Genomic DNA, 10,907 nt, shown 5'->3' with positions numbered 1-10,907 from the left:
TCAGGGAAGCGCTCTCCCACTGAGCTAATCGCGCAATACATCGAAACCGGTAAGGAATCTCTGCTGAGGTGGAAACGGGAATCGAACCCGTGTACACGGCTTTGCAGGCCGTTGCCTCGCCACTCGGCCATTCCACCGTGAGGCTGCCGCCTCAGTGGTTGCCTCGAAGTTATACCACAGGGCCTAACTTCTTGAGAAACCAGAGCGGATGACGGGACTCGAACCCGCGACCCTAACCTTGGCAAGGTTATGCGCTACCAGCTGCGCTACATCCGCATCGCGTTGCAAGGAGGGCGAAAAGAAAATCTCAATTGCTCCCTTGCGGTGCGAAAGATACTTTAGCGTGATTGTGCGATTGATTACAAATTACCAGGTGAACATCTGTATTGTCCCTGTGGGCGTAGGGCTAAAGACCAATCTTTGATGCCTCTGAATCGCAACAATGTCATTTATTCGCTTTCGCGGGTTTGTTACTGGGCGCCTATCGAGTCGCTATCGTCATGGAGTTCCATCGATGCGGTAAAAAATCTTCGAACTGCGCAATCGCAAACGCAACGCAACTCAATTAGGGAAATCTCCAAAACGCGTGCTAACTTATTCCGCAGAGCAGCAAAGGCTTAGTGCTTTTCTGTTCCAGTCCCATAGCTCAGTGGAAGAGCGTTCCGTTCACACCGGAAAGGTCGCTGGTTCGAACCCAGTTGGGACTACCATTTAAAACCCCGGTCGACGCATCGTATAAAAACGGCGCGGCCGGGGTTTTGCTGTGTGACCTGAACTATATTCGTCTCTCTCGGGAACTTTTCTGGGCTACCATCCGACAATAGGTACAAGGGCAGCGGTCATACTACTGCTGTTCTTCTCGAACTGTCCCGCTTAAAGGAGTTGAACTGTTCTAGTGAGTCCCCGGGTCGCTTCAGGCGAAACGTTTCGGTTCTCAAAGTCGGGTTTCCGACGTGCGGTAGCCGCCGCTGCGGCGCTTGCGGTCTTTGCCGGCGCGTCCGTTATCAATGCAGTCCCTGCGAGTGCTCATGATTCCGTCCTGTCATCGAATCCAGGCGACAAGCAGGTTCTCGATGAATTTCCGCACCACGTTTCTCTCAAGTTCTCCGGCAACCCCAAGAACAACTTCAACACCGTTGCAATTAGTGATGCAGATGCCAAGGAAGTCCTGTACTCCCACGAGCCAGAAGTAGTGGGTAATGAGGTCTCTTTGGATATTCCTGAGGAGATTAATCCAGGGCCTGGCAACTACATTATTGGTTTCCAGATTACCTCCTCTGATGGTCACTCCACCCGAGGAAAGACCTCTTTCTCAGTGGCTGATCCGGATGCTGCTGGCGCAGCCGAAGCTGGGGCAGAATCTCGTCAAACCGGTGCACACGCCGAGGAAACGAAGTCAATACCGCTATGGGCTTATGGCCTCGGTGGTGGACTTATCGTCATCATCGCCGCTGTCGTCACCGTTATTAATCGAAAGGCAAAATAGGCACATGAAACTCAATCGCACTGCAACTGCACTGATTGCTGGTTCCGCAGCTCTGACCCTTGCTCTAGCAGGTTGCTCATCCGACGATAACACTGCTGCTGAGGTGACTGAGTCCGCAACCTCCGCTGCGACCGAGGCTACTTCTGAGATGGAGAAGAGCGATGCTGCTGTACAGCTGGCCGATGCCTACATCAAGGAAAAGCCGGCTGACAAGGGCATGACCGCCATCTTCGGTACGCTGACCAACAACACCGATAAGGACATCAAGGTTTCCTCCTTCAAGCTTGAGGGGCTGAAGGAGGGCACGAAGTTCGAGCAGCACGACACCAAGGACGGTAAGATGTTCGAGGTGCCGGAAGGTCTGACGATTCCGGCTAATGGCGAACTCGTTCTCGAACCGGGTAGCACTCACTTCATGATCATGGACAATGATGAAGCTATGGATGTGGGAGCTGAGTACAAGCTCGTCATTGAGCTTTCCGACGGCTCTAGCATCACCCAGGACGTTGAGGTTCGTGTCCAGCCGGCGGGCGAAGAGGACTACGGTAATGACGGTGACCTGAACAACCCAGAGCATATGGGCGGCGGTGAGATGGATCACTCGCACCATTAATTCTTGTGACAAGTTGGTCAAGCAATGGCTCGTCGTAAAGCGGGCGTGAGCTCAGGTACGTCGAGGAATTGATTAACTGGATCTAATGGTGGCAGAAGCGCTGGAGTTGGCAGGTTATTGCGGCATATGCATCGAACTCCGGCGCCTTTCTTTTTCCGAAAAAGGTTTTCGATACGGTCGAATTGGATAGGCCAGTGGTTGTGTTGAAGCCATTGAAAAATCGTTGGATTCCCAGCCACCTTATGTGCTCCAGTTTGAAGTAATCAGAAAGGTAAGAGTGCACAACATGTCCGAAGGCTTTTCTAGAAGGCGTTTTCTTGGCGGGCTCGGCACCGCCGCAGGAGCTTCAGCGCTCGCCCTGGGGGTGCCGGAAGCCCAGGCGATTGGGTTGGAACGTCCACAGGAAGAGCCGCCGAAACCGCCTTTGCAGACAGCAACCGTACCTTTTGATGGGGCTCATCAGGCGGGGATTGCGACGCCCGCACAGGCGAATCTATGGCTAATAGCCTTCAACGTAAAGAAGGGGGTTAATCGCAATCGTCTCCAAAACCTCATGCGTGCCTGGACCGATGACGCTCGCCGAATGACAGCCGGCAAGGCTACTCGAACGGACTTGGAGCCTGAGCTCATGGGGAGTCCGGCCAATCTGACTATCACAGTTGGATATGGGGAAAACTTCTTCACAATCATCGATAGGGAAGACCAGAAGCCCGAGTGGCTGGAGGATCTGCCAAAGTACGTTAACGATGAGCTCCGCCCGGAGTGGAACGGTGGAGACCTGTGCCTGCAGATTTGTGCGGATGACCCGGTAATGGTCTCCCACGCGGCCCGAATGATGATCCGAAATTCGGGCTCTTATTTGGACGTCCATTGGGTGCAAGCTGGCTTCCAGCACGCCAATGGTTCTAGGCAGGAAGGCGAGACCACGCGCAATCTCTTCGGTCAGAAGGACGGTACGGTCAACCCGCGCACTCGTGAAGAATTCGACAAGCAAGTGTGGATTGACAGTGGCCCGGATTGGTTGCGGGGCGGTACAGCGATGGTTGTCCGCCGTATCGAAATGGATATTCCAGGCTGGGATGTCTTGGACCGCGAAAGCCGCACTGTTATTACCGGCCGAGATATCGGCACCGGTGCGCCAATTGGAGGTAAGGACGAGTTTGAGACCGTCGACCTGGCGAAGACTGATGAATATGGTCTGCCTCTGACGGATCCGAACAGCCATGTTGCACTGTCCATGCCTCCGAAGGAGAAACCTAATCAGCGGATTCTGCGACGGGTCTACAACTATGACCTGCCACCGGAACCGAATGGTCGATTCGAGACCAACACCGGCCTGGTATTCATTTGTTTCCAGAAGGACCCGTTGGAGCAGTTCAATCCGATTCAGGAGCGGCTGTCCAAGAACGACCGTCTCAATCAGTGGATTTTCCACATTGGATCCGCCGTGTTTGTTATGCCGCGAGGAACTTCTGAGGAGGAGTACTGGGCGCAGGACCTTTTCGAGGCCTGAGTTTTGACCGTGCGGTAAAGTGTGTGAACGACTGACGAAGGTCACCAGGTATGTGATTTTCGAAGACACTTTGAAAAGGAGTACACGCACGCCGTGTCAGAAGAATTTGCAACCCCAGCACCGTTTTCCGTGCCCGTAGGAGTTTCTGCGGGCGAGGCGATGAGAGACCTGGGTTTCCCGAACAAGGGCGTTGACGCCATCGTTTGTGTCCGCGATCCTGAAGGCAATTTGAAGGATCTGTCCTTTAAGCCAGAAGTGGAAACCGTCTTCGAGCCCGTTCCGGCGAATACTCCGGACGGTCGTGATGTCATTCGCCACTCTGCGACTCACGTGATGGCTCAGGCCGTGCAGTTGGAGTTCCCTGGGACGAAGCTGGGCATCGGCCCTGCCATCGACAATGGTTTCTACTACGACTTCCGTGTCGATGAGCCTTTCTCGCCGGAGGATCTCAAGCGCATCGAAAAGCGTATGAAGAAGATCATCAAGTCTGGTCAGCGGTTCGAACGCTTCGCGTTCGAGTCTGCTGATGAGGCGCAGGAAGCGCTTGCCGACGAGCCGTATAAGCTCGAGCTGATTGTTGAAAAGTCGGCCGGCAAGGTGTCCGAAGATGATGAGGCCAATGTCGACGTCGGTGGTGCAGGCACGACCTTGACCGGATACCGCAACGTCAATCCGCGTACCGGTGAGACCGAGTGGTTTGATCTTTGCCGCGGCCCGCACGTACCGACCACCCGCTACATCCCTGCTTTTAAGATCACGCGTTCTTCCGCTGCGTACTGGCGTGGTGACCAGTCTCGCGATAACCTGCAGCGTGTTTACGGCACTGCGTGGGAGTCCAAGGAAGCGCTAGATGAGTACCTTGACCGCATGCTCGAGGCTGAGAAGCGCGATCACCGCCGCTTGGGCTCTGAGCTGGATCTGTTCAGCTTCCCAGATGAGATTGGTTCTGGTTTCCCGGTATTCCATGTCAAGGGCGGCATCATCCGCAACGAGATGGAGCAGCATTCCCGTCGCCGTCATATCGAAGCGGGCTATGACTTTGTGAACACCCCGCACGTAACCAAGGGCGACTTGTTCAAGAAGTCCGGTCACCTGGACTTCTACGCGGATGGCATGTTCCCGCCGATGCAGCTCGACGGCGAATATGACGAACACGGCAACTGCACCAAGGCTCCGCAGGACTACTACGTCAAGCCGATGAACTGCCCGATGCATAATCTCATTTTTGCATCGCGTGGTCGCAGCTACCGTGAACTTCCGATTCGTATGTTCGAGTTCGGCACCGTCTACCGCTACGAGAAATCGGGTGTTATCCACGGTCTGACCCGAGCCCGTGGCTTTACGCAGGACGACGCCCACATCTACTGCACCGAGGATCAGCTGGAAGAAGAGCTCACTAGTGTCCTCGACTTCATCATTTCGCTTCTTCGTGACTACGGCCTGGATGACTTCTACCTGGAACTGTCTACGAAGGACGAAAAGAAGTTCGTCGGCTCGGATGAAATTTGGGAGAAGTCCACGGCAATTCTCCAGCGCGTTGCCGATGCTTCTGGCCTCGAGCTCGTTCCTGATCCGGGCGGAGCCGCTTTCTATGGCCCGAAGATTTCCGTCCAAGCCCGCGATGCCATCGGCCGCACCTGGCAGATGTCGACCGTTCAGCTCGACTTCAACCTGCCGGAGCGCTTCGAGCTCGAGTACACCGCACCTGACGGCACCAAGAAGCGCCCGATTATGATCCACCGTGCGCTGTTCGGCTCCATCGAACGTTTCTTTGGCGTCCTATTGGAGCACTACGCGGGTGCTTTCCCCGCCTGGCTGGCGCCGGAACAGGTTGTTGGTATCCCGGTTGCGGATGACTGTATCCCGCACCTGGAGGACTTTGCTGCACAGCTGAAGTCTCGTGGCATCCGCGTCCACGTGGATACGTCGGATGACCGCATGCAGAAGAAGATACGCAACCACACCCAGGCCAAGGTTCCGTTCATGATTCTGGCTGGTGCCCGCGACATTGAGGCAGGTGCCGTCAGCTTCCGGTTCCTCGATGGCACCCAGATTAACGGGGTGGCAGTTGAGAAGGCTGTGGACATCATCTGTGATTGGGTTGCTTCGCGGAATAACGAACAGCCGAACAAGGAGAATGTCTCTGCTCTCTAGAGGTCGCTAACGCTCTCTTATTCGACCGCGTTGTTTTAACTGGTGAACCACGCGTGGTAATCCAAAGAAGTTGACCGCGAGGTCGTAAACTACAGCAGAGAAACATATGTGGTCGGGGCTCGAATGGGGCCCGGTTACGCAACGAAGGGGATGGCAGTGAATCAGTCGGGAAGTGAAGAGTTGCCTCCGCAGCAGCAGGGCAATGCCGGCCAGCAGGAATCGTCTGATGGCGTATACGTCGACAGCGGTTACGGCGAACCGGATCGGCTCACGCGCTTATGGGCACCGTACCGGCTGGACTACATCGTCAAGCGTGGTGTGCATAACTCCAAGCCATCCCGTAACCCCTTCGTTGATTTGCCGAAGCAAAGCGATGAGGAAGCACTCATTATCGCTCGCGGCGAGTGGGTGTACGCCGTTCTGAATCTGTTCCCGTACAACCCAGGGCACCTCATGGTGGTTCCATATCGCGAAGTCGCCAACCTTGAGGACTTGACCGACGAAGAAACGGCCGAGATGATGTGGTTTGCCAAGCATGCGGTTCGTACTCTCAAATCGGTTTCGCGTCCGCACGCCGTCAACGTAGGTTTCAACTTGGGCAAGGCCTCCGGCGGTTCGGTTGCTGACCACCTGCACATGCACGTTGTGCCGCGCTGGTCCGGCGACAGCAATTTCATGACCGTGATCGACGGCACCAAGGTGCTACCGCAGGCGCTTCGTCAGACGCGCGAATTGCTTGCCGACGGCTGGCGTGCCCTCAATCAGGAGGATGGGGCAGCATGCTGAGTGTCCGTGGCAGGGCTCCAATTCGCCCAGTAGTTGAACCGGTAGCCGCTGCACTTTTGCGGGTCGGGATTAGCCCGAACACGGTCACCCTGGTGGGAACTGCAGTTTCCGTTCTGCTTGCGGTAATCCTGATTCCTACCAACCATCTTTTTGCAGCTGCGGTTTCAATCGCTATTTTCACAGCTTTTGACCTGCTCGATGGCACGATGGCCAGACTTCGAGGGCAGGGAACGAAATACGGAGCGACGCTGGATGCTTCCTGTGACCGCATTACTGATGCTGCACTGTTCGGGGCGATAGCGTATTGGGTGGTGTATCACCATGACGCGGATCCAGTGCTGCTTATTCTGACACTGATTACCATGGGGTCTTCCCAGGTCATTTCCTACGTTAAGGCTCGGGCAGAGGCCAGCGCCCTTAAGGTCAACGGTGGTCTCGTCGAACGTGCGGAGCGCCTGATTATCGGTCTAATCGGCATTGGGCTCCAGGGGCTTGGCGTGGACTATGTCCTCTACGTCGCGATGTGGCTCCTGGCGATTGGGTCGGTATTCACCGTCGTCCAGCGCTTGTACATGGTGGCTAAGCAGCCAGGAGCGTTGGATCCCATCGCCCCGCCAGAAGGCGCAGCTGATAGTTCATCTATTAACCCTGACTCTGCTCCGAAGTCCACGGGTTCGGCTGATTCCTACAACTAAAGGAGGATACAATGACTAGTTTCTTCCTGCCTCGCTCTAAAAATGATTTCGTTGCGCTCGGCTATATGGCCGGGTGGAAGATTTTTGGTCTGCTGCCGGAACGCGTGGCCTACCGTATCGGCAACATAGCCGCCGATCGTGTAGCAGCAAATCCCGCGACTACCCGCCAGCTTCGCAAGAACTTGGCTCGCGTTATGGGCTGCCCACCTGAGGAAGTGCCGCAAGGTCTTATTCGGGCTTCCATGCGTTCCTATCTACGTTATTGGGTGGAGGCATTCCGGTTGCCCTCCATCGCGTCGCCAGAGTTGGCAGACACGGTCGAGTCCACCAGCGATGGACTCGAACGAGTTGCTGAGGCCCTCGAGGCAGGAGATTCCATCGTCATCCCGCTGCCGCATTCTGGTAACTGGGATATGGCAGGTATGTGGCTCGTTTCCCGGCATGGCCGGTTCAGTACCGTGGCGGAACGGCTGAAGCCAGAAGTGCTTTACGACGCTTTCGTGGAGTACCGCGAATCCCTCGGATTCCGCATTCTCCCGCTTACCGGTGGCAAACCCGCGATGCCGGAACTGCAGAAGCGATTGGAAGACGGTGGCGTTGTGTGCCTGCTGTCTGATCGTGACTTCGGCGGCCACGGGGTCCCGGTCACTTTTTTCGGCGAGCAGACTACCATGCCGGTCGGTGCAGCAAAGCTGGCACTGGACACCGGCGCTCGGCTTATGCCCGCGGGCCTGTCCTACACGCGCGATGGCTGGCGTTTTGTAGCGCATCCATTCGTGCCGACTGAGGGGCGCAATCTAGCTGACATTGTCCAGGACATCGCTACTGTTTTTGAATCTGATATTGCCCAGCATCCAGCGGATTGGCACATGATGCAGCCACTGTGGCCAGCGGATAAGAAGAGGTCAAAGTAGCCGTGCGAATCGGAATGGTGTGCCCGTACTCGTTCGATGTCCCAGGTGGGGTTCAAGCTCACGCGATTGACCTGTGTGAGGAGTTCATCCGTCGCGGCCACGAGGTCAGTCTTATCGGCCCGGCTAGCGTGCAGGCGGACGTTCCGGATTTCGTTGTTCGAGGTGGTGCCGCCATCCCGATTCCGTATAACGGCTCGGTCGCTCGGCTGTCTTTTGGTCCCCGCACGAGCCGTCGAGTCCGCACATGGATTGAGGAAGGTAGCTTTGACATTCTTCATATCCATGAGCCGAATTCGCCCAGTTTTTCAATGTTGTCGTTAGTAAACTCGGTCGGTCCAATTGTCGCGACCTATCACTCTGCGGCGACGGACTCCTTGGCATTGAAGCTGGCCACGCCATTTTTGCGGAAGTACCTTGAACGCATTCGGGGAGGCATCGCTGTCTCGGAAGTGGCACGTCGCTGGCAGGTTGAGCAACTCGGCGGCGACCCGGTACTCATTCCCAATGGTGTCCGTGTTGGAGATTTCGAGTCCTGTCCGGCCGCCTCATCGTTGCCCGAGATCCCGCCGCGGCGTGAGGGGTTCTATCGGCTTGTGTTCCTCGGACGCTTCGACGAATCTCGCAAGGGCTTTGACGTTCTGCTCGACGCGCTGCCAGCAATACGTGCGGAGATTCCACAGCTTGAGGTCTGTGTCGTTGGTGATGGTGATGTCGCGGCAGCTCGTCGTAAAGCGGGCAGAAACGCAGATGTCCTGCATTTCGTCGGCAGACTCTCGGAGGATGCTAAGGCGTCAATACTCGCCGATGCGGATGCGTACATTGCCCCACAGCGTGGTGGGGAGAGTTTCGGCATCGTGCTGGTAGAGGCGATGGCGGCGGGTGCGCCGGTGATCTCCAGCGACATCGATGCGTTCAAACTCGTGCTTGACGACGGCCATTACGGGCTTCACTTTGAAAACGGTAACTCCGTAGACCTTGCGGATGCAGTCGTACGCCTTTTGACGCAGCCAAAGTTGGGGGAGGAGCTTCGCGCACTCGGGCATAAACGGGCTTGGGAATATGACTGGTCGCAGGTCGCCGACGGCGTTCTGCGTGTGTACGATACGGTGCGCATGGATGGCGAAAAGGTCGTCATTGCGCCATAAAGATTTCCGTCGTGGCAGCTGATTAAACGCAGCGGAGTGAAAGTGGGTTTTCGGTGGACGTAACCGTTCCAATCTGGGTCGTTGTCCTGGTCATTGCGCTGATTGTCGTACTCGTTAGCGGTTTGGTGGCTTCATCGACAGCGACGCGTTTGAACCGTATGCACATTCGCACCGACTTGGCGCGTTCCTCACTGGAAGCGGCGTTGGGGCGAAGGGCTGCAGTCGCTCGTGCCGCCTACCCGGAACTCGCCGGCGTAGTGACGAAGGTGGAAGCCACACCACTTCGAGCCAACAACACTGGACAGCGCGCTGACGTGGAAAACGAACTGACTAGGAAAATTGTGGCGCTCTATGAGGAACAGCCTGTGGACCGAACGATGGCAATTGAGCTTTCTGACGCCCACACGCGGCTCGAGCTCGCCCGCCGTTTCTACAATGATGCGGTGACGGATACGAAAGCACTGCGAGCCAGGCCGCTAGTGCGCGCGCTGCGGCTGGCGGGTACTGCACCTGAACCGGAATATTTCGATGTTGCAGATGGACTGACAACAGCTTAATTGTGGGAAATCCCGCCGTTGTGCTGGAAGTTCGCCGTGTTTTCTGACTCAATGAACAGCACTGTCTAGTCCAGGCGTTATAGTGTTAAACGACTACAAACAGTCACATTCACCAGTTGTATTAGGGAAGTAGGGTTCGTTGAGCACGGTTGAGAACAACTCCGGGCAGGGCACTGCACGCGTGAAGCGTGGTTTCGCTGAGATGATGAAGGGCGGCGTCATTATGGACGTCGTTACTCCGGAGCAGGCCAAGATCGCTGAGGATGCCGGCGCAACTGCCGTGATGGCGTTGGAGCGCGTCCCCGCCGATATTCGCGCAGAGGGCGGCGTGTCGCGTATGTCCGACCCGGACATGATCGAGGGCATTATCAATGCCGTCTCCATCCCGGTTATGGCCAAGGCCCGTATCGGCCACTTTGTTGAGGCACAGGTTCTGCAGTCCCTCGGTGTTGACTTCATTGACGAGTCCGAGGTTCTGACCCCGGCCGATTACTCGAACCATATCGACAAGTTCGACTTCACCGTGCCGTTCGTCTGTGGTGCGACCAACCTGGGTGAGGCTCTGCGCCGCATCAACGAGGGCGCTGCCATGATTCGCTCGAAGGGTGAGGCCGGTACCGGTGATGTTTCCAACGCTGTGACTCACATGCGCACCATCCGCGCTGAAATTAACCGTCTGCGTTCTATGGCTCCGGACGAGCTCTACGTTGCCGCCAAGGAGCTGCAGGCACCGTACGAGCTGGTACGCGAGGTCGCTGAGACCGGTAAGCTGCCGGTCGTACTCTTCACCGCAGGTGGCATTGCAACGCCGGCTGACGCTGCAATGATGATGCAGCTCGGTGCTGAGGGTGTCTTTGTTGGCTCCGGTATCTTCAAGTCCGGTGATCCGGAGAAGCGCGCCAAGGCTATAGTCCAGGCAACTCAGCACTACGATGATCCGAAGGTCATCGCTGATGTCTCCCGCGGGCTCGGCGAGGCAATGGTCGGTATCAACGTCGACGAGATTCCGCAGCCGCACCGACTCGCTGAGCGTGGCTGGTAAAA

The 10,907-nt window shown here is 56.4% G+C and carries 10 protein-coding genes and 3 tRNA genes; 11 read left to right on the top strand and 2 right to left on the bottom strand.

All coding sequences use genetic code 11. From position 1 onward, the window contains the following. Positions 1 to 66: 66 nt before the first annotated feature. A tRNA-Cys gene (locus HMPREF2614_RS04845) sits at positions 67 to 137 on the bottom strand. A 66-nt stretch (positions 138 to 203) separates the two neighbouring features. Next, positions 204 to 276: transfer RNA gene (locus tag HMPREF2614_RS04840), tRNA-Gly, on the bottom strand. A 359-nt stretch (positions 277 to 635) separates the two neighbouring features. Here HMPREF2614_RS04840 and HMPREF2614_RS04835 point away from each other — a divergent pair. The 11 genes from HMPREF2614_RS04835 to pdxS all read left to right on the top strand — a co-directional run bounded on the left by HMPREF2614_RS04835 (position 636) and on the right by pdxS (position 10,905). Next, positions 636 to 710: transfer RNA gene (locus tag HMPREF2614_RS04835), tRNA-Val, on the top strand. Between the two features lie 185 nt (positions 711 to 895). Next, positions 896 to 1,486, top strand: coding sequence for a copper resistance CopC family protein (locus HMPREF2614_RS04830; RefSeq protein ID WP_016422669.1), 591 nt, complete (start codon positions 896 to 898; stop codon positions 1,484 to 1,486). 4 nt (positions 1,487 to 1,490) lie between these two features. Next, a complete protein-coding gene (locus tag HMPREF2614_RS04825; protein ID WP_016422670.1) occupies positions 1,491 to 2,099 on the top strand; it encodes a copper chaperone PCu(A)C in 609 nt (202 codons plus the stop codon). Positions 2,100 to 2,385: 286 nt separating this feature from the next. After that, entirely contained in the window at positions 2,386 to 3,612 is a 1,227-nt protein-coding gene (locus tag HMPREF2614_RS04820) for a Dyp-type peroxidase (RefSeq protein WP_070560340.1), read from the top strand. 159 nt (positions 3,613 to 3,771) lie between these two features. After that, positions 3,772 to 5,766 (top strand): threonine--tRNA ligase, encoded by a 1,995-nt coding sequence (thrS, locus tag HMPREF2614_RS04815; RefSeq protein ID WP_222867254.1) that lies wholly within the window; start codon positions 3,772 to 3,774, stop codon positions 5,764 to 5,766. A gap of 150 nt (positions 5,767 to 5,916) precedes the next feature. Beyond that, on the top strand, positions 5,917 to 6,552 hold the full coding sequence (locus HMPREF2614_RS04810; RefSeq protein WP_070560339.1) for an ATP adenylyltransferase: 636 nt from the start codon (positions 5,917 to 5,919) through the stop codon (positions 6,550 to 6,552). Continuing rightward, positions 6,546 to 7,247 carry a phosphatidylinositol phosphate synthase gene (gene pgsA, locus HMPREF2614_RS04805; RefSeq protein ID WP_016422674.1) on the top strand — a complete coding sequence of 234 codons (702 nt, stop codon included), beginning with the start codon at positions 6,546 to 6,548 and terminating at the stop codon, positions 7,245 to 7,247. The genes HMPREF2614_RS04810 and pgsA overlap by 7 nt, the downstream gene beginning before the upstream one ends. An 11-nt stretch (positions 7,248 to 7,258) precedes the next feature. Continuing rightward, a complete protein-coding gene (locus tag HMPREF2614_RS04800) occupies positions 7,259 to 8,161 on the top strand; it encodes a phosphatidylinositol mannoside acyltransferase (RefSeq protein ID WP_070432220.1) in 903 nt (300 codons plus the stop codon). 2 nt (positions 8,162 to 8,163) lie between these two features. Beyond that, positions 8,164 to 9,306, top strand: a complete 1,143-nt coding sequence (locus tag HMPREF2614_RS04795) for a glycosyltransferase family 4 protein (protein WP_038628866.1) — start codon at positions 8,164 to 8,166, stop codon at positions 9,304 to 9,306. 53 nt (positions 9,307 to 9,359) lie between these two features. Next, positions 9,360 to 9,863 (top strand): hypothetical protein, encoded by a 504-nt coding sequence (locus HMPREF2614_RS04790; protein WP_016422677.1) that lies wholly within the window; start codon positions 9,360 to 9,362, stop codon positions 9,861 to 9,863. Between the two features lie 139 nt (positions 9,864 to 10,002). Next, a complete protein-coding gene (gene pdxS, locus HMPREF2614_RS04785) occupies positions 10,003 to 10,905 on the top strand; it encodes a pyridoxal 5'-phosphate synthase lyase subunit PdxS (protein WP_005511452.1) in 903 nt (300 codons plus the stop codon). Positions 10,906 to 10,907 lie beyond the last annotated feature (2 nt).

The sequence above is a fragment of the Corynebacterium sp. HMSC074C11 genome (assembly GCF_001809455.1).
Taxonomy (GTDB): Bacteria; Actinomycetota; Actinomycetes; order Mycobacteriales; family Mycobacteriaceae; genus Corynebacterium; species Corynebacterium amycolatum.
Note: the sequence above shows the minus strand (reverse complement) of the source record. Positions and strands in the feature narration are given on the sequence as shown.

Coding starts and splice junctions, on each gene's coding strand:
- HMPREF2614_RS04825 (WP_016422670.1), top strand. CDS start 1,491: ATGAAACTCAATCGCACTGCAACTGCACTGATTGCTGGTTCCGCAGCT.
- HMPREF2614_RS04820 (WP_070560340.1), top strand. CDS start 2,386: ATGTCCGAAGGCTTTTCTAGAAGGCGTTTTCTTGGCGGGCTCGGCACC.
- thrS (WP_222867254.1), top strand. CDS start 3,772: ATGAGAGACCTGGGTTTCCCGAACAAGGGCGTTGACGCCATCGTTTGT.
- HMPREF2614_RS04810 (WP_070560339.1), top strand. CDS start 5,917: ATGGCAGTGAATCAGTCGGGAAGTGAAGAGTTGCCTCCGCAGCAGCAG.
- pgsA (WP_016422674.1), top strand. CDS start 6,546: ATGCTGAGTGTCCGTGGCAGGGCTCCAATTCGCCCAGTAGTTGAACCG.
- HMPREF2614_RS04800 (WP_070432220.1), top strand. CDS start 7,259: ATGACTAGTTTCTTCCTGCCTCGCTCTAAAAATGATTTCGTTGCGCTC.